Annotated in this window: 17 protein-coding genes; 7 read left to right on the top strand and 10 right to left on the bottom strand. The window is 56.4% G+C overall.

Annotation, left to right across the window (positions count from 1 at the left end; genetic code table 11):
- The first annotated feature begins 23 nt into the window (after window positions 1-23).
- The 7 genes from PSR63_RS03195 to PSR63_RS03165 all read left to right on the top strand — a co-directional run bounded on the left by PSR63_RS03195 (window position 24) and on the right by PSR63_RS03165 (window position 7,456).
- Window positions 24-617 (top strand): hypothetical protein, encoded by a 594-nt coding sequence (locus PSR63_RS03195; protein ID WP_274330684.1) that lies wholly within the window; start codon window positions 24-26, stop codon window positions 615-617.
- A 62-nt stretch (window positions 618-679) separates the two neighbouring features.
- On the top strand, window positions 680-1,480 hold the full coding sequence (locus tag PSR63_RS03190) for an OmpA/MotB family protein (RefSeq protein ID WP_274330682.1): 801 nt from the start codon (window positions 680-682) through the stop codon (window positions 1,478-1,480).
- A gap of 193 nt (window positions 1,481-1,673) precedes the next feature.
- Window positions 1,674-2,282 (top strand): imidazole glycerol phosphate synthase subunit HisH, encoded by a 609-nt coding sequence (gene hisH / locus PSR63_RS03185; protein ID WP_274330681.1) that lies wholly within the window; start codon window positions 1,674-1,676, stop codon window positions 2,280-2,282.
- A gap of 117 nt (window positions 2,283-2,399) precedes the next feature.
- Window positions 2,400-3,122 carry a 1-(5-phosphoribosyl)-5-[(5-phosphoribosylamino)methylideneamino]imidazole-4-carboxamide isomerase gene (gene hisA / locus PSR63_RS03180; protein ID WP_274330680.1) on the top strand — a complete coding sequence of 241 codons (723 nt, stop codon included), beginning with the start codon at window positions 2,400-2,402 and terminating at the stop codon, window positions 3,120-3,122.
- A gap of 13 nt (window positions 3,123-3,135) precedes the next feature.
- Window positions 3,136-3,915 (top strand): hypothetical protein, encoded by a 780-nt coding sequence (locus PSR63_RS03175; protein WP_274330679.1) that lies wholly within the window; start codon window positions 3,136-3,138, stop codon window positions 3,913-3,915.
- 114 nt (window positions 3,916-4,029) lie between these two features.
- Complete coding sequence (locus PSR63_RS03170; RefSeq protein WP_274330677.1) at window positions 4,030-6,123, top strand: elongation factor G; 2,094 nt, start codon at window positions 4,030-4,032, stop codon at window positions 6,121-6,123.
- A 358-nt stretch (window positions 6,124-6,481) separates the two neighbouring features.
- The gene (locus tag PSR63_RS03165; protein WP_274330675.1) at window positions 6,482-7,456 is read left to right on the top strand and encodes a serine O-acetyltransferase; all 975 of its coding nucleotides are present in this window, start codon (window positions 6,482-6,484) and stop codon (window positions 7,454-7,456) included.
- On the opposite strand, the gene PSR63_RS03160 is transcribed toward PSR63_RS03165, so the two are convergent.
- The 10 genes from PSR63_RS03160 to atpE form a co-directional block, all read right to left on the bottom strand.
- Window positions 7,453-10,092: a hypothetical protein gene (locus PSR63_RS03160; RefSeq protein WP_274330673.1), complete on the bottom strand. Its 2,640-nt coding sequence runs from the start codon at window positions 10,090-10,092 to the stop codon at window positions 7,453-7,455. The genes PSR63_RS03165 and PSR63_RS03160 overlap by 4 nt on opposite strands.
- 53 nt (window positions 10,093-10,145) lie before the next feature.
- Window positions 10,146-10,343 (bottom strand): hypothetical protein, encoded by a 198-nt coding sequence (locus PSR63_RS03155; RefSeq protein ID WP_274330671.1) that lies wholly within the window; start codon window positions 10,341-10,343, stop codon window positions 10,146-10,148.
- A 36-nt stretch (window positions 10,344-10,379) separates the two neighbouring features.
- A complete protein-coding gene (locus tag PSR63_RS03150) occupies window positions 10,380-10,910 on the bottom strand; it encodes an FHA domain-containing protein (protein ID WP_274330669.1) in 531 nt (176 codons plus the stop codon).
- A gap of 260 nt (window positions 10,911-11,170) precedes the next feature.
- Window positions 11,171-11,572: an ATP synthase F1 subunit epsilon gene (gene atpC, locus PSR63_RS03145; RefSeq protein WP_274330667.1), complete on the bottom strand. Its 402-nt coding sequence runs from the start codon at window positions 11,570-11,572 to the stop codon at window positions 11,171-11,173.
- A 3-nt stretch (window positions 11,573-11,575) separates the two neighbouring features.
- Window positions 11,576-13,027 (bottom strand): F0F1 ATP synthase subunit beta, encoded by a 1,452-nt coding sequence (gene atpD, locus PSR63_RS03140; RefSeq protein WP_274330665.1) that lies wholly within the window; start codon window positions 13,025-13,027, stop codon window positions 11,576-11,578.
- A gap of 67 nt (window positions 13,028-13,094) precedes the next feature.
- Window positions 13,095-13,985 carry an ATP synthase F1 subunit gamma gene (gene atpG / locus PSR63_RS03135; protein ID WP_274330663.1) on the bottom strand — a complete coding sequence of 297 codons (891 nt, stop codon included), beginning with the start codon at window positions 13,983-13,985 and terminating at the stop codon, window positions 13,095-13,097.
- A gap of 35 nt (window positions 13,986-14,020) precedes the next feature.
- Complete coding sequence (atpA, locus tag PSR63_RS03130) at window positions 14,021-15,547, bottom strand: F0F1 ATP synthase subunit alpha (RefSeq protein WP_274330661.1); 1,527 nt, start codon at window positions 15,545-15,547, stop codon at window positions 14,021-14,023.
- A 20-nt stretch (window positions 15,548-15,567) separates the two neighbouring features.
- A complete protein-coding gene (gene atpH, locus PSR63_RS03125) occupies window positions 15,568-16,200 on the bottom strand; it encodes an ATP synthase F1 subunit delta (RefSeq protein WP_274330659.1) in 633 nt (210 codons plus the stop codon).
- A gap of 62 nt (window positions 16,201-16,262) precedes the next feature.
- Window positions 16,263-17,090 carry a F0F1 ATP synthase subunit B gene (atpF, locus tag PSR63_RS03120; protein WP_274330657.1) on the bottom strand — a complete coding sequence of 276 codons (828 nt, stop codon included), beginning with the start codon at window positions 17,088-17,090 and terminating at the stop codon, window positions 16,263-16,265.
- Window positions 17,091-17,152: 62 nt separating this feature from the next.
- A complete protein-coding gene (atpE, locus tag PSR63_RS03115; RefSeq protein ID WP_105355332.1) occupies window positions 17,153-17,377 on the bottom strand; it encodes an ATP synthase F0 subunit C in 225 nt (74 codons plus the stop codon).

Genomic DNA, 17,377 nt, shown 5'->3' with positions numbered 1-17,377 from the left:
TCCTTGCTTCGAGGACCTCACCCATGTTCTGGATCGAAACCACCAACAACTTGAACAGCGCCACTGATCTTGTGCGCCGCCGACGCTATGGCGTTATCCAAGTGGAATCAGGCACATTCCACTCGCTGACGCTACGTCCGTGGCCGAAGCTGATTTCCCGGCTGGAGATCGAAACGCTCGGTCGTTGGAAGCATCGCCGGGGTGGGGATCACGTTCGGTTGTATTACAACTTCCCGATCAGTTCGCCCGGCTTTCTGACCTTGGCCTACGTCGAATCGACCCGGCAGACGACCTGGAAGACCCTTCGCCGCAGCCTGGAAGTTCTGGACTGGGTAGCCGAAGTCCGCCGGGCCAATGCCAGCGTCTGCGAGCTTTCCAACGAGAAGATCAGCTCGCGGCTGATGCAGCGTCTGGGGTGGGAGACCCACTGCGAGCACCTTTCGGGTCGGCACTTCATCAAACGCTTCTATGGCGAGTATCCGCGGCACGGGTGGCTGCCGGTTCCAGCCGAGCCACTGGGAAACTTCCGCCGCGAGATCCCATCTCTTGATCTGGCCGCGACTTTCGAGGACGCCGGGCACGAAATCGATCTTGTCGATGATAGGGTGGGTTGTTAATATCCGCCGCAATTCCTGATTTTGCCTCAAGTTTCCCCGGCCCTTAGCCGACACGGCCTGCCATGTTTCGTTTGTGCTGTTTCACCTTGGTCTCGCTAGCACTTGCTGGCTTGGGCTGCAATCAAAATGCAGCCTGGCGGCAACAGCAAGTCCTTGCGCAGCAGCAAACTCAGGCCCAGATCGCTGAATTTGAACGCCGTGCTTCTGGCTTGGATGCCTCGAACCAGGATCTCCACTCGCAGCTGGCTCAGTCCCAACAGCAGCAGAAGATCTTGCAGGATGAGCTCTCGCTCGTTCGTCGCCAACTGAACGACACGACTAGCCAACTGGCACAGTCGCAGGAACTGGCCAAAGAACAGCAGCAAAAAGTTCAGACCATGATGGCTTCGACCCAGTACCGCGGTGGTGCGGTGATTCGGCCGAACAACAGTCTGACCTCGGAACTCAACAAGATTCAAATCCCCGGCGTCACTGCCCGGCAGGATGGCGATGTACTCCGTATCGAGATCCCGGCCGACGCGTTGTTCCAGACCGGAACCAACTCGTTGATTCCCAACTCGGACAACATCCTCTCGCAACTGACCAGTACCCTGCAAAGGGACTTCCCTCAGAACAAGATTGGCATCGAAGGGCACACCGACAATCAGCCGGCGATGCCCCCTTACACGTCCAACCATCAACTGTCGGCCAGCATGGCCCAAACCGTCTTCGACCAGCTGACCTCACGCTACCGCATGGATCCCTCGCGACTGGTCGTCGTAGGACACGGATCGAACCATCCGGTCGTTTCCAACGCCACTCCGGTCGGTCAGCAGAAGAATCGACGCGTCGACCTGGTGATCTATCCCCAGTCCGACAATTAGAACACATGCATCTGAGACGCACTCCAGGTTTCCCCCAGGGAACCTTTTCTACCGCCTAACCAGTCAGGCCAAAACGAACTACAATAGGGCCCTTGGGCGAACTTTTGTCCATGGGTTGTGTCTGCCGTGGGGATGCTTCTTCCCGCTGCGTTTCTGTCGTTGATTTGCCTCGAATAGTGAACTTGCTCGCCTGATGATCACGATCGTCGACTACCAGATGGGTAACCTGCGGAGTGTCCAAAAAGCCTTTGAAAAGACGGGGCACGCCGCGCATATCACCAGCGACCCAAAAGAGATAGCCGCGGCAACCAAGCTTGTTCTGCCTGGCGTGGGAGCATGCGGAGACGCGGTCGATGAGATCCGTCGCCGAGACCTTGAAGGCCCGATCCGCGATCAGATTGAAGCCGGGACCCCGTTTCTTGGGATTTGTCTGGGCCTGCAGATGCTGTTCGACGTCAGCTACGAAGGGGGCGAACACGAAGGCCTGGGGATTCTGCCTGGCAAGGTCGTGAAGTTTGAACTGCCCCATGGCTTTAAAGTCCCCCATATGGGTTGGAATCAGGCTCACTTCGTGCACCGACCGCCCATTTTTGAAGGGATCGACGAGGGGACGAATTTCTACTTCGTTCACTCTTACTATGTCGTTCCAGAAAGCGACGATGTGGTCGCGATTACGGCCGATTATGGCAGCCCTTTTTGCGCTGCCGTCTGGAAAGACAACCTCTACGCTACCCAATTCCACCCCGAAAAAAGCCAACAGGCTGGGCTGACGGTGCTTCACAACTTTGCCCAGTTGGCGTAGATATCCCCCGCATTAACTTGATCTAGTGGCAAGAATTTTCTTGCTGATTGTTACCTCTTGTGAGATATTGCCAGGACGCCGAAGGGTTCGGCCGTTCGGCGGAGAAAGGGACCCACGATGCAAATTTGGCCGGCCATTGATCTTCTCGGTGGCAAATGCGTGCGACTCCAACAAGGAGACTACAACCGCGAAACGGTCTACGGGGATGACCCGGCTGAAATGGCGAAACGATGGGTCGATGAAGGAGCCGATTGTCTCCATCTGGTCGACTTGGATGGGGCCAAGGACGGAAGTCTGAAAAACCGCGACGCGATCTCTGCGATCGTTGCCGCTGTCGACATTCCCTGTGAAGTCGGTGGCGGGATTCGCGATGAGAAGACCATTGACGAACTTCTCGATCTCGGACTGGCCCGCTTGGTGATCGGCACCAAGGCCCTGCGTGAGCCCGATTGGTTTGCCGCCATGTGCGAGAAATTCCCGGAAAAGCTCGTTGTCGGAATCGATGCCAAAGAAGGCATGGTCGCCACCGATGGCTGGCTGGAGGTGAGCACCACCTCGGCGATCGACTTGGCCAAAACGTTCGAACATCTGCCCATGGCGGCCATTATCTACACCGACATCGCTACCGACGGCATGCTGGCCGGTCCGAATGTCGAAGCCATGCAGGCCATGAAAGAAGCCGTTAAAGTGCCAGTCGTTGCGTCTGGCGGTGTCACCTCGGTCGAGGACGTGAAGAACCTGACCGCCGCCGGACTGGACGGTGCGATCGTGGGACGTTCCTTATACGAAGGCCGATTAACCGTACGTCAGGCGGTCGAAGCCGCTGGCGGTGTGAGGTAACCAATTAAGTTCTATGCCCGAGCGTGATCTGACTTCTGAATCGGTCGTCCCAAGCTCGGGCAAAACTTGGGGACTACGCTTTAGCCTGGGCGCGATGATGGTGATCGTCGCCCTGTTTGCCGGCGTGTTTGGTTACCTTTCTTACTTCCGACCGGCCAAGTGCCTAGTGAGCTACCAGGTCGTCACGCTACCAGCCCAGGAAGTCGATCGCCTGGGGCTTGAATTCCATGTGATCGACGACTCGTCCTACCGCTGGGCACTCGACCCGAAGGATGAGATTGCTGAGCTCATCCGGCGGCAGAGCCGGACCGAGAAACCACTCTACGAAAAGCAGATGACGGTTGCCTCTTGGCCTCGTCAGGCAGATACCTATACCTACATTCGTCCTGCCGTGATCAGTGCTTCCACCAGCCCTCACCCCGAATTCAAGAGCGGTGAGTTTGCTGGTTTCTGGGGCGTACGAAAAGTTGGCGGACAGTTGATGTTTCGGGTCGAAGCCCACACGGCAAATCGTCAACCACGTATAATGACGGTAGACGATCAACGCCTTGGGCGTTTCGACGAGGTGGCCGGGGCTCTTGCTTACGAAGGAGAGTTTCCGACCTCGAAGTTAGTCTTCGCTGCACCTATGGGGGATCAACATGTTCACCTCATCGTCGTCGAAGCAAAAGAAGCAAACGCATCCGACCCGGCCGTTTATCGACCTGGGACAACCAGTTCATCCGAACAACAACCTGAGTTATCAACCAAGCCACAAGATCCACAACCTGAAGCGGTACACAACGACGAATAGCCCATAAATAGCCATAGACAAATCACCCCACGGAGAAGAGGTTCCCCGTGGTACTCCCCACGTGGGAAAGCCCTTTTCTCGTGTCTATTCCCAAAGCACGAAAGGAGTTTAGTTATGGCAACTTGTGCAACAGAGACCGTCCGCGATATTGTCTTATGCGGTCATGGTTCGACTGGGAAGACGAGCCTGATCGACCGCCTACTTGAGATAACGCACGCGGTGGACGGAACGCACAGTGTGGACGACGGAACGAGTGTCTGCGATTTCGAGCCGGAGGAAAAGGCTCACCATCTTTCCATTGAGGCGACTCTCGCCCACTTTCAACATCAGGGACTTCGCTTCAACGTAATCGATGCTCCCGGCTACCCTGACTTCATTGGCCATACCATCTCGGCCATGCGCGGAGCCGACACGGCCATGATCGTCATCGACGCGCACGCAGGTATCGCCGTCAATACGCGGCGTGTTTTTCAAGAAGCCGAAAAGGCCGGCATTGGCCGGATGATTGTTGTCAACAAGATCGATACCGAGCACCTCGACTTCGCGTCCTTGATGCAATCGATCCGCGAGACGTTCGGCCAGGCCTGCGTTCCGATCAGCTTTCCTCGACTAGAGAACGGCGCCATCGTTGGTGTCGTCGATATTCTCGATGAGAAGGCCGACACGTCCAACGCCCCCATCGATCCAGCCATTTATAAAGAGTCGCTCGTAGAAGCGGCTATCGAGGCGGACGAAGAATGGATGGAACGCTACTTCGAAGGCGAAGTGCCCACTAACGAAGATTTGAAGGCCCTCATCCCCAAAGCGGTCGCCAACGGAACGCTGATTCCGATCGTCTGCTGCAGCATCAAGAAGGCCGTTGGTATTTCCGAACTGCTCGACGCGATGGCACTCTGTTCGTTGCCTCCGTCGATGGTCCATCGCAAAGCCAAGAATGGGGATGGTTCCGAGATCGAACTTTCCGGTGACCCGGACGGTCCGCTCGCGGCCCAGGTATTCCAGACTCGGATCGATCCATTCGTCCAGAAGCTAAGCTACATCCGCGTTTACAACGGAACGCTTCGTAAAGATATGACCCTGCCTGGCAGCAATGGCCGTAAGGGGCTACGGATTGGGCAACTGTTGGACGTACAGGCCAACCATCTGGAACCAATCGATGAAGCGGGCCCCGGCGATATTGTGGCCGTAGCCAAGATGGAGCAACTGCATACCGGTACCAACGAAGGGGAGTTGGAACTTCCCAACATTGACTTCCCCCAGCCGATGGTCGGCGTGGCGATTCGTCCGAAGAGTCGTAACGACGAAGCCAAGCTGAGTGTGGCCCTGCATAAGCTCTTAGAAGAAGATCCAACGATCCGCATCGAGCATGATGAGGAAACGCACGAGCTGGTACTGCGTGGCATGAGCGAACTTCACTTGTCACTGATTCAAGAGAAGCTGGCTCGCCGCGATCATCTCGAAATTGAAACGTACGAACCGCGGGTACCGTTCCGGGAATCGATTACCTTCCCGGCGCATGGTTCCTACCGCCACAAGAAGCAGTCCGGCGGTCGCGGGCAGTTCGGCGAGGTGCACATTCGTATCCAGCCGCTACCGCAAGGGACCGAAATCTCGGAGTTCGCTACGAAGGACAACTTCCCCAGTATGAAGCATGTCCATTACTTCGAGGCGATGAACTTCCTGTGGATCGATTCGATCGTGGGAGCCTCGATTCCTGGCAACTTCATGCCGGCAGTCGAAAAGGGGCTGCTCGATCGTGTCCACAAAGGCGTGCTGGCAGGCTATCCGCTGCAAGACCTTTGCGTCGAAGTCCACTATGGAAAGCATCACCCAGTCGATAGCTCGGAAACCGCGTTCCGGATTGCCGCCTCGGCAGCCCTGCGCGAAGTTTGCAAGCAGGCCGGACCACAGATGCTGGAACCGATGGTCGATATGCATGTCACCGTTCCGATCGACTGTGTCGGCGACGTGTACAGCGACATGGCGACGCGGCGAGGTCAGATCTCGGGAACCCAGGATGCCGGAGCGAACATGCAAACGGTGGTCTGTGTCGTCCCCTTGGCCGAGACTTCGTCGTACGCTCGAGCCCTTTCCAGTCTGACGGGAGGGCAGGGGAGTTACAGCATGAGCTTCTCGCACTATGCTCCGTTGCCTGCCCATCTGCAGGATAGGCATCGTCAGCATATCGAAGAAGACGACGAGAGCTGATCCACGATTTCGCCGTGGATCTCCATCCGTGTGCTTGCCCTCGCTTTCAACTTTGCGAAAATACGAAAGCGAGGGCATTTTTATTGGTTGTTCCCATAAGGGTCAATTTAACTGCCCATCACGTCGAAAACATTGGTGACCAAACTATCAGGCCGGGCATCCAAACCCTGATAACCCTGTGGAAAAGTCCATGCAACCGGCAAACTTGAACCGAACCATGCATCTGCTGGCAACCTGTTACTGTCGAACCTGCCTCTGTTGTTGCTAACCCCAACGCATGCTGGCACTTGCTGCCACGACAGACCTGTTCCACCAGTAACTACTCTCTCCCTCGGTTCAAAATAGAAGGATAATCGCCATGGCATCCGATGCACGTCTGAAAGAAGATCTTCCCACGCTGACCGATCGCATCGTCAGTACGTACCAGCAGATTGGCAAAATCAACCATCTCGGTCACTGCCCGCTGCCTAACTACGACGTCGTGATCGAGATCATCGAAGACGTCAAAGAGATACTCTACCCCGGCTACCAGCGCCGCGAGGGTCTGCACATGGGGAATATCACTTACCATGTGGGCGACCTGATCGATGGCTTGCACGATAAGCTGACCAATCAAATTGCTCGGGCTTTGCGGCACGACGAACGCGTCAACGGCAAGCCGGATACCTGCAATCCGCTTGAAGAGACCGACTACGAAGCCAAAGGCCAGGCAATGGCCATTGAGTTCTTAAATCGTATTCCCGACCTGCGTGACATCCTGGCCACCGATGTACAAGCGGCCTACGATGGCGACCCGGCCTGCACCAACCTGGACGAAGTGATCTTCTGCTACCCAGGTCTGGAAGCGATCACCGTTTATCGTGTGGCCAACTCGCTGTACAAGCTGGGCGTGCCGTTCATTCCGCGTATGATGACCGAGTGGGCTCACAAGCAGACCGGTATCGATATTCACCCCGGCGCGACGATCGGAAGTTTCTTCTTCATCGATCACGGCACCGGCGTGGTGATTGGCCAGACCTGCGAGATCGGCAAGCATGTTAAGCTGTACCAAGGTGTGACGCTGGGTGCTTTGTCGTTCGATACCGACAACGAAGGCAACATCGTCCGTGGCATGAAACGTCACCCGACGATTGAAGATCACGTGGTGATCTATGCCAACGCGACCGTGCTGGGTGGACGTACCGTGGTAGGAAACCACAGCGTGGTAGGCTCCAGCGTGTGGCTCACCCGAAGTGTCGATCCCAACACAACGGTCCTTTTGGAAAAGCCTCGGCTGCGACTACGATCCGAAGCGGTCGAAGATTTGCAACCGGAACTCAATTTCCAAATCTAACGCCGTTTGAGAATGGCCAAGCAAGCCTTGGTCAGTAACAAGACCAGCAAGGCTAGGCAACTGAGGCCAGACACCACCGCTCCTATCACAAACGATCGGGGCCAATAGGTGAGCGTAACCGTGGTGTCGCCGGCAGAGACAGGAACGGCCATCAGGATACGGTTCGCACGAAAGATCGGTATGCCGGTGCGCTCAAAGCCTTGGGCATCGGTGATGGTACACTGCCAGCCGGGGTCGAAGTATTCTCGGAAAATGACCCAGCCAGGTTGGCTGCCATTCAAATGTAGGGTCATCTGGCCAGCGCTTGTGCGGTCGAGCTTGGTGACTACGCTGGCCGTTGGAGGTGCCGCCGGCTGCTTGAGTTGGTCTTGGGGAGAGGCTTCGAGGACGACCGGAAAATGAATGGTCGAATCCCATTTATAGGTGAATGGCAATCGCTTCCAATTGGTAATCTTCAGGTTCCGCAGTTGGTCATCGTTTTCTAGTGCCTCGAGAAGATCCCTGGTCTTTGAGAAGTCTTCTTTGGGTGGCAACGAATCGATCGGCGAAGTCCAGTCGATATCGGCTTGCCAGAATGCTTCCGGCCACGGTCCATTCGTGGCGATCCACTGGATGCCGTGCATATCCCAACTGAAGTTCATCAGCTTTCGATCCGACCGGGCCAGCGTCCAGATCGTTTCATAATCGCGGGGTGTGATGCTTACCACCGAAGGTGCAGAGCGAACGGTATCGATAAGTTGAAAACGTGGAAATCTGTTTTGGCGATCAATCTTGAGTCCGGCGATCATGCGATCGTCCGAGCCCGTCTCGGCAAACTCAGGCGGGTAGCTGTTTTCTGTGCGATCGAAGAAGTTGATGGGGTGAAAGTTCCTCGCTTCCAGCGGCTGGGACGTCAGATCGAAACCGCTTTGATTCCATAAATCCTGCGACGCTGTCGGAGCGACCCACGCGTTGCCGATCGCCAGTTCCAAGGTTGCCACGCTCAATACGAGCATGAGTGCCAATCGACGTGGCAAGAAACGCACGCCAGCGATACCCACAGCCAGGGCCAAACCTGCCGAGATCAGTCCAACTGCCATCTGGGAGATACCGGCCGCTGAGTCGAGCGGGCCGTATAGCGTATCGTTCGGTATGCTGGGAATCATCGACGAAAGCCAAGCGGCACTCGCCAGAACAATACCGCCGGCCAAAAGAAGTACCGATGCGACGATGACCGTCGATCGAAGTCCTCGCTTCGTGATACGAAGTTGATCGAGCCCTCGCCCCGCCAGCAGCGGCAAGGCAAACGCCAGGAAGATCCACCACTTCGCTGGATACCGAAACTGGGCATACTTGGGGACGACCATATTCAGCAGCCAATACAGGCCGCCAAACGGTGATCCGATCGACAGGTTCTCACCTTCCCAGCCCAAGCTGTAACCGATTTCAAGGATCAGCCAACCCAAGCCGTACCAACCGAGACTAGCGATCAGGCCAAACAGTGCAATGGCGACCAACCAGCGATCGACGCGCCGCGACGGACGGTTCCAAATCGCGTAGCCGGCGAGAAACATGGCCAGTGTGCCCATGAACAGCGAGGCATACCAGATTCGTCCTTCCGCAGGGATTGCACGTACCCAACGTTCATTCTTCGGATACATCCTACCGCTGAAATTAGCGACCAACATATTGGGCCAGTTCCACGGTCCGATGCTGAAATCGTAGCTGTGCCGCGCATGCGTATTCGGCGTCGGGTTGCCCAGCAGAGCATTCCAGCGGTCTTTCTCTCCGGCTCCTACGCCTCGGGCAAGCTCGTAGACGCTGCGAGGCTGATCGGTCGTCGCTCGTAAACTTCGCGACGCCCACTCGCTGGTCGGTAGAATCTGAATGGCCGACAAGCCCGCGGCCAATAAGGCCGAAGCGACCAGTGCCCCGATACGAAACGCGCGCCACTGGATCCACTGTCTCCAACTGGCGAGTCGACGCCAGGGGAGGACAAATAAGACGGCCGCCATGGCCAGCATCATCATCGTATGGAAGGCCAGTTGGGGATCGCCTCCCAAGATCATCATGGTGAGTGCCAGGGCCAAACCAATGCCTGGGAGCAGGGAAGGGCGGCGGGCCAGCATCCAGCCGGTTGCCAAGGCAAAGGGAAGCCAACTTGCGCCGACTAGAAAGATAATGTTCGCGTGATACGAAAGAACGGGGCCGCCAAACGCGTAGGTGATCGCTGCAAGGACGGCTGCCCAGTTCGAGCATCCCCACATGCGTGCGGCCCAGACCATGCCACCGTAGGCCAGGGCAAAGTGCATCGCCACGTACATGCGCATGCCAAAGTTGAAGCCCAGCGGCGTCAAAAGGACCAGCTTGCCGGGATAAAACACACTGGGCGTCGCGTCGGCCGCCAGCGGCATCCCAAGGCCATCGAAGGGAGACCAAAGGGGAACTTCGCCTGCTTTCCACTGCCGCGTTACTTCGTGAAACAGAGGGTAATAGAAGTGTGCAGCATCGCGAAAGAGGAACTGCTCTTGATAGGCGAAAGCTTTGCCGAAGAAGAAGCTCGCCAGAAAAAGAAAGGGCAGCCAAATGCCCACGTAGGTTCGCAAGCGATGCAGCGAATCGGGGCGGACCTGGGATGATGCGGAGTTCTCGTTCACGACTCCGATGCTAATAGGCCTGCTTCGCGTTGGCAACTTGTTCTGAGAAGAACTCAGCTGGTCGCCAGCAAACGCTCGTATAGGTCTTGAAGTTCATCGTTCAAGAGGTCGCAACGTGCCGAGATGATCACCGTCGGATCGTCGCTCGTGGCAATCGCCGTTCGACTTTGGCGCAGCGACTCGAGCACGTCGTCCTCGTATGGCATGAGCGATATTGGCTCATTTCCTAAGATAGGAGCAATCGGTTGCATCAAACCTACTCTTCCGATTCACGGGGTTATGCCGAGTCAGGCGGACCGGCGAAGTGCTTCAGTGAATGATCCGCCGTTGATTCGCGTCCGAATATCGCGAAGCAAACAGTGGACAGTGTCGATGCCGTCCCGGGCCTGGCCGTCGGTCGCAACCCAGGGCATGTCAACGATTGGTGTTTGTGATTGGGGCAACTCTGACGATTGAACCGAAGAGTTGACCGATTTTTGAAAGTGGAACTCGTAAGGGCCGCAGCGAATGCGATCCCCATTTTGCAGCTGCGTCGCGACGATATCCTCGCCATTAACCGTTAGGATGGGCTCGGCCGTCAGGCAGCGGAGTCGGTATCCGTCGTGTGTACGGAGAATGTAGGCGTAAAGTTCAGGAAATTGCTCGTCGCCCAGGATCAAGTCGCAGTCGGCGGCAGATCCCAGGGTAAACACGGGGACTTCGATTTCACGCTCGCGCTGATTGACCAGGCCGCGGGAAATCCGCAGCGAGGCAGCTGACCGGCGGCCTTCGCCGGACAGATGGGCTTCCGATTTTCCAAGCTGTGAATCTGGACGCATTCTGACTCTACCTTCACCCTCGATGCATTCACGTAGCGGCATTGCCGGTACTTCTTTGAAATGATCGACCAGAAAGGGAATCGTTGTCGCACGGAATCTTCTGTAAGAAGATGCCTTTTCCCGCGCAGATTACCAGCGGTGGCGTTTCGGTAAGATAGACAATCTGGCAGCGCATTGGATTGCGGCCAAATCGCAGAATTTCCGATAGCATCAAGAACGTTGATGGATGCTATCAGAAGAAGATCGTGAGCGACGCCGAACTAGTTGGCGGATCGCTTGGCGGCTCGGATCTGGTTGCGAGCCTGCTCGAGGTTTCGCGTCTTGATTGCCGCGAGTTCGTCGGTCGGAGCAACAGCCTTGGATGCTTCCTCAAGCTGCTTTTCCGCCTGATCGACGTCGATTTCGCTGGACGGAATCGCCTTGCCGGTCAGGATATTAACCACGTTGTCGGCGATCTGGACGAAGCCACCGTCGACGTACAGACGCTTGGTCTCGCCGGCGGAAACGATTCGCATTTCGCCGTAGCCGAGACGACCGATGACGGGGGCATGGTTTTCACCAATCCCCATTTCGCCGTCTGCCAGTGGCAGGGCGATGAAGTCAGCTGTCGTTTCGAGTGCGGTCTTTTCTGGCGTGACCACGACGCATTGGATGGAAGGCACTGATTAACCCTTCTCTTTGGCCATCTTCTTGGCTTGTTCTTCCGCCTGCTCGATGGCACCGACGTACATGAACGCCGATTCGGGCAGGTGGTCCCACTTACCGTCGCAGATTTCTTCAAAGCTGCGGATGGTGTCTTCCAGCGGCGTGATTTCACCCGGCTTACCGGTGAAGACTTCCGCCACGAGGAACGGTTGCGACAGGAAGCGTTCGATACGACGAGCACGGTGGACGATGATTTTGTCCGTTTCGGCAAGTTCGTCGATACCGAGAATCGCGATGATGTCTTGCAGTTCGCGGTAACGCTGTAGCGTGGTTTGCACGCGGCGGGCAATCGCGTAGTGGCGTTCGCCGACGTACTGCGGATCGAGAATACGGCTGGACGATGCCAGCGGATCGACCGCCGGGTAAATACCCTTTTCCGAAATCGAACGTTCCAGGTAGATAAACGCGTCCAACTGACCAAACGCCGTCGCCGGGGCAGGGTCGGTCGGGTCGTCCGCCGGAACGTAAACGGCTTGCACCGAGGTAATAGCACCCTTCTTGGTCGAAGCGATACGTTCCTGCAAGGCACCCATTTCGGTTGCCAGCGTTGGCTGGTAACCCACGGCCGATGGCATACGACCCAAGAGGGCGGACACCTCGGAACCCGCTTGCGAGAAGCGGAAAATGTTGTCGATGAAGAGCAGGGTGTCGGTACCGGTCGAATCGCGGAAGTATTCGGCCATGGTCAGGGCCGATAGAGCCACGCGAAGACGGGCACCTGGCGGCTCGTTCATCTGACCGAACACCATGCACGTTTGTTCGATAACGGAACGACCGGTGTCACCGATCTTGGTTTCCTGCATTTCCAACCAAAGGTCGGTACCTTCACGGGTTCGTTCACCCACGCCGGCAAACACCGAATAACCGCCGTGCGACGAAGCGATACGAGCGATCAATTCGGTGAGAATAACGGTCTTACCCAAACCAGCACCACCGAAAAGACCTGCCTTACCACCACGAACAAACGGGGTGAGCAGGTCGATCACCTTAATACCGGTCTCGAACACTTCGGTGCTCGTCGACAGTTCGTCGACCGCTGGGGCCTGACGGTGAATCGGCATGTAGTCATCGGCTTCAACAGGACCACGACCATCGATTGGGTCGCCGGTCACGTTGAACACGCGGCTGAGGGTTGCCTTACCAACGGGAACCGAAATCGGCTTGCCTTGATCGACGCAGTCCAAACCGCGGATCAAACCGTCGGTGCTACCCAGGGCAACGCAGCGAACGCGGTTACCGCCCAAGTGCTGCTGGACTTCCCCGGTCAGGTTGATGCTGACGCCTTTGTAGTCGCCGGATACCTTAACGGCATTGTAGATCGGCGGAAGGTTGCCTTCACCAAACTCGGCATCGAAGGTCGAACCGATGACCTGGGTGATCTTTCCGATTTTCTGGTCGGTAGCAGTCGCCATATTTCTTTTCTCGGTGGAAATTCAGACCAATAGGTTTTGTGGGAATCGGGGCTACGCACAAAGCTCGTTAGGAACTGGCCAGAGCTTCGACGCCGCCGATGATTTCCATAATTTCGTTAGTAATTCGGCTCTGTCGTGCACGATTGAATTCGCGAGACAGGTACTTAATCAGGTCGTTCGCGTTCTCGGTTGCTGCCTTCATCGCAATCATACGAGCAATCTGCTCGCAGACGGCCGCGTCCAGAAAACACTTGAACAACTTCACTTTGAAGCTGGTCGGCACGACTTCTTCCAGGATACTTTCCGCGGAAGGAATGAACTCGTAGTTGGAACCCTTTGCCGCGTTAGCGTCACCTTCCGAGACGCCTTCGAGGGCACCCAGCGGAAGCAGCGTTTCCAGGGTTGGCTCTTGGCGAGCACTGGAAACAAACTTCATGTATGCGACGTCCAGACGATCGATTTCGTGGGCCTGGAAACCATCCAGAAGATCCACGGCAATCGGCTCGACCTCTTCGTACTTCGGCTTATCTTCGAAGTGAAGATAACTCTGTTCGGGCGTCATTTTCCGTTGAATACGGAAGATCGCGATCCCCTTCTTACCGGAGATTCGCAATTCGACTTCATCGTATTCTGCCTGCAGCTCCTTCAAGCGAGGGAACGCAGCACGACAAATGTTTCCGTTGTAACCACCGCACAGACCGCGATTGGAAGTCAGCACGAGCAGGACGGCCTTCTTCTTCGAATCCCGCTTTTCCAGCAAGGGATGCTCGAACTGCAGATCAGCCGCGGTCAAGTCTTTGACTAACTGCGTGATTCGCTGCGTGAACGCCGTCGCGGCGGATGCTCGATCCATGGCTTGCTTGAAGCGAGCCGTGGCAATGAGCTCCATCGTTCGCGTAATCTTCTTGATATTGCGAACCGACTTGCGGCGTTTGTCGAGGGTTCTTGGATTGGCCATTGCTTCTAGTAACTATAAGGATCGCGGCGGGGCGATTAAACTTCGGCAGTTTCCGACGGGACGAAGGTCTTCTGGAATTCGGCGATTGCCGTTTCCATCAGATCGCGAACTTCGTCGGTCAGGTCCTTGGTTTCTTCCAGCTTCTCGATGATTTGCGGGTACTTGGCCTTCGCAAAATCGAGGTATTCGGTTTCCCATCGCAGCACGTCGACCACGGGCACTTCGTCCAAGTGACCACGGGTACCTGCGTAGATGCTGAGAATCTGATCGAACACGACCATCGGCTTGTACTGGCCCTGCTTCAGCAGTTCGACCATGCGGTAACCGCGATCGAGACGGCGCTGAGTGGCTTCGTCGAGTTCCGTACCCAACTGGGCGAACGCTTCCAATTCGCGGAAGGAAGCCAAGTCGAGACGCAGACCACCGGCGACCTTCTTCATCGCCTTAATCTGGGCGTTACCACCCACGCGAGAAACGGAAATACCGACGTTCATGGCCGGGCGAATACCAGCGAAGAACAAGTCAGGCTGCAAGTAAATCTGACCATCGGTAATCGAAATCACGTTGGTCGGAATGTAGGCGGAAACTTCGCCTTCGAGTGTTTCAATGATTGGCAGCGAGGTGAGCGAACCAGCACCCAGCTCATCGCTCAGCTTAGACGAACGTTCCAAGAGGCGGCTGTGGCAGTAGAACACGTCACCCGGGTAAGCTTCACGACCTGGCGGACGTCGCATCAGTAGCGACAGTTCGCGGTAGGCGGCAGCTTGCTTCGACAAGTCGTCGTAGACGATCAAAGCAGCTTGCTTGTTGAACATGAAGTACTCGGCCATGGCCGTACCAGCGTATGGTGCCACGTACTGCAGCGGGGCAGGGGCACTGGCACCAGCAACGATGACCGTGGTGTAGTCCATCGCACCGTTGCGGCGAAGCACTTCGACCACACCGGCAACCGACGAGTCCTTCTGACCCACGGCGACGTAGAAGCACTTCACGCCGGTGTTCTTTTGGTTGAGGATGGCATCGATCGCGATAGCGGTCTTGCCTGTCTTACGGTCACCAATGATCAGCTGACGCTGACCACGACCAACCGGGGTCATGGCGTCGACGGCCTTGATACCGGTCTGCATTGGTTCGTGAACCGGCTGACGTTCCGATACGCCAGGAGCCAGGAATTCAACCGGACGAGTTTCGCCGGATTGAATCGGGCCCATTCCGTCCAGTGGGTTGCCCAGCGGGTCGACCACGCGGCCGAGCACGGCATCACCAACAGGAACGGAAAGCAGCGTGCCGAGGGCTTTGACTTCGTCACCTTCCTTAATGGTGAGGTAGTCACCCAGAATGATCACACCGACGCTGTTTTCTTCGAGATTGAAGGCCAGGCCGATTGTGCCATTGGGGAACTCGACCATTTCACCGGCCATGATGCCGGAAAGGCCATAGACCCGAGCGATACCGTCACCCACTTCCAGGACACGTCCAACTTCTCGCACGTCAACTTGCGTGTCGAACTGTTGGATCTCCTGCTTGATGACAGAAGCGATTTCGTCCGCGTTGAATTTCATGGAACTTACCGTCTACTGCTTTAACTCTGCGTTGAATTGGTGAATCGCTCGAGCGACGCCTTCGCCTGCTGAGCCGTGGTTTCGAGGGCCTTTTGCCGAAGTTGCTTCAGGCGGTTGGCGACGCTGCCATCAAAGACCGTGTCCCCAACATGCAGGACCAGTCCACCGATGACACTCGGATCGACTTCTGACTTGAGAACGACTTCCCGGCCCAGTTTGGCTTTCAAGCTGGCCGTCAGGCTGTCCGACATTTCCTGGGGAAGTTCGGTAGCCGTAGTTGCGGTGACTTCCACCAGGCCGAGACGCTCGTTGTTGAGCTTCACGGCGGCGGCGTAGATCTCCCGCAGGCAGTCTTGGCGTTCGTGCTGGGTGACCACCTTCAGGAAGGTCAGCAAGACGGGGTTCATCTTGCCACCAAAGGCTTTGTCCAGCACGGCGATCCGCTGATCTTCCGAAAGAATACTGCCCGAGATTGCATGACGCAGATCATCGCGTTGATCGATCACGTCGAGAATCAGTGAGCCGAATTCGTCCAGGACGACGTCGGTCTGGCCAGCGTCATCGGCGGCCCCGAGCAACGCCTTGGCGTAAACCGAGCCAATGCGTTGCCGGCTGAGATCGAACGTCTGTTTGTCGGAAGATGTTCCAGCCATGGTGCTGAAGGATATCCTGACGGAGGTGAAGTCGTTACTTGGGTTCGATAACGCGAGGCTGCTTAGTTGTTGCTAGGCAGCTTGGAAATCGAATCCTGAATCAAATTAGCGTGGTCTTCGGGGGTCAGTTCCTTGCGGGTGATTTGTCCCGCCAGGTCGACTGCCATGTTGACCGAAGCTTGAGCTAGTTCGTTGATCGCGGCACCCTTGGCGGCATCGATTTCGCGGATCGCACGATCACGCTCAGCCGAAGCCGACTGCTGGGCAGCTTCCACGATCTGCTTGGCTTTATCGTCAGCCGTTTTGATCGCTTCGTCCCGCATCTGCTTGATTTCCTGTTGGGCTTCGGAAAGCTGACGGGTGTACTCGGCCAACTTGGCGTTGGCTTGCTCGTACATTTCTTCCGCCTTCTTCATTTTGCCTTCCATCGAGTTCTCACGGGCTTTGAGGCCGTTGAGAATCGGTGCCCAGGCAAACTTGCCCAACACAACCACCAGCAGAATGAACACAATCAACGTGAACAGCGCCAGATCGAGACTTGGCTCGTGTGGTGCTGAAAGCATTTCGCTGCCGTCGTTGTGCGACAGGTCATGAGGGTTGTGGCCGTGATCTCCATCGGCATGTTCCTCGTCATGACCGGGCTCGCCTTCGACGTGCTCACCGTCTTTGTGTTCGCCCTCGGCATGCTCGCCATCGGCGTGCTTTGCCTCGTCGGCATGTTCGGCTTCCTTGGCCGGCGCTTCTTCCTCAGCAGCGGCCATGGGCGCAGGATCTGACTCCGCAGGCTTGGGTTCGTCATCCTGGGACCAGGCCGGAGCCAGGAAGATGCCCAATAGCAGGAGGACCGTGAGACCACTCCAGTGCGTGCGTTTCAAATAGTTGCTGCGCATATCAAATCAATTCCGGAAATGCTGGGGGAACGAAAACAAACGGCGTCGGCGACGCAAATGAGTTACGGGCCGAACCAGCAAATAACCAGCGCGAAGAAGGTAAAACCTTCAATAAGAGCGGCGGCAATAATCATGGCCGTCTGGATGTTACCGGAAACTTCCGGTTGACGTGCCATGCTTTCCAGAGCACTGGCAGCCAGCTTGCCGATACCGTAACCGGCACCGATAACCACCAAGCCGATACCGATGTAGTTCAGTTTCAGGTCACCCACGTTGCTTTGGGCCAT

The organism is Bremerella sp. P1, assembly GCF_028748185.1.
In the GTDB taxonomy this organism is placed as follows: Bacteria; Planctomycetota; Planctomycetia; order Pirellulales; family Pirellulaceae; genus Bremerella.
This window is presented reverse-complemented; position numbering and strand designations above follow the sequence as displayed.

Excerpts from the sequence above, each read along its gene's own strand:
- PSR63_RS03195 (WP_274330684.1), top strand. The coding sequence starts at position 24 with ATGTTCTGGATCGAAACCACCAACAACTTGAACAGCGCCACTGATCTT.
- PSR63_RS03190 (WP_274330682.1), top strand. The coding sequence starts at position 680 with ATGTTTCGTTTGTGCTGTTTCACCTTGGTCTCGCTAGCACTTGCTGGC.
- hisH (WP_274330681.1), top strand. The coding sequence starts at position 1,674 with ATGATCACGATCGTCGACTACCAGATGGGTAACCTGCGGAGTGTCCAA.
- hisA (WP_274330680.1), top strand. The coding sequence starts at position 2,400 with ATGCAAATTTGGCCGGCCATTGATCTTCTCGGTGGCAAATGCGTGCGA.
- PSR63_RS03175 (WP_274330679.1), top strand. The coding sequence starts at position 3,136 with ATGCCCGAGCGTGATCTGACTTCTGAATCGGTCGTCCCAAGCTCGGGC.
- PSR63_RS03170 (WP_274330677.1), top strand. The coding sequence starts at position 4,030 with ATGGCAACTTGTGCAACAGAGACCGTCCGCGATATTGTCTTATGCGGT.
- PSR63_RS03165 (WP_274330675.1), top strand. The coding sequence starts at position 6,482 with ATGGCATCCGATGCACGTCTGAAAGAAGATCTTCCCACGCTGACCGAT.
- PSR63_RS03155 (WP_274330671.1), bottom strand. The coding sequence starts at position 10,343 with ATGCAACCGATTGCTCCTATCTTAGGAAATGAGCCAATATCGCTCATG.
- PSR63_RS03150 (WP_274330669.1), bottom strand. The coding sequence starts at position 10,910 with ATGCGTCCAGATTCACAGCTTGGAAAATCGGAAGCCCATCTGTCCGGC.
- atpD (WP_274330665.1), bottom strand. The coding sequence starts at position 13,027 with ATGGCGACTGCTACCGACCAGAAAATCGGAAAGATCACCCAGGTCATC.
- atpG (WP_274330663.1), bottom strand. The coding sequence starts at position 13,985 with ATGGCCAATCCAAGAACCCTCGACAAACGCCGCAAGTCGGTTCGCAAT.
- atpA (WP_274330661.1), bottom strand. The coding sequence starts at position 15,547 with ATGAAATTCAACGCGGACGAAATCGCTTCTGTCATCAAGCAGGAGATC.
- atpH (WP_274330659.1), bottom strand. The coding sequence starts at position 16,200 with ATGGCTGGAACATCTTCCGACAAACAGACGTTCGATCTCAGCCGGCAA.
- atpF (WP_274330657.1), bottom strand. The coding sequence starts at position 17,090 with ATGCGCAGCAACTATTTGAAACGCACGCACTGGAGTGGTCTCACGGTC.
- atpE (WP_105355332.1), bottom strand. The coding sequence starts at position 17,377 with ATGGCCCAAAGCAACGTGGGTGACCTGAAACTGAACTACATCGGTATC.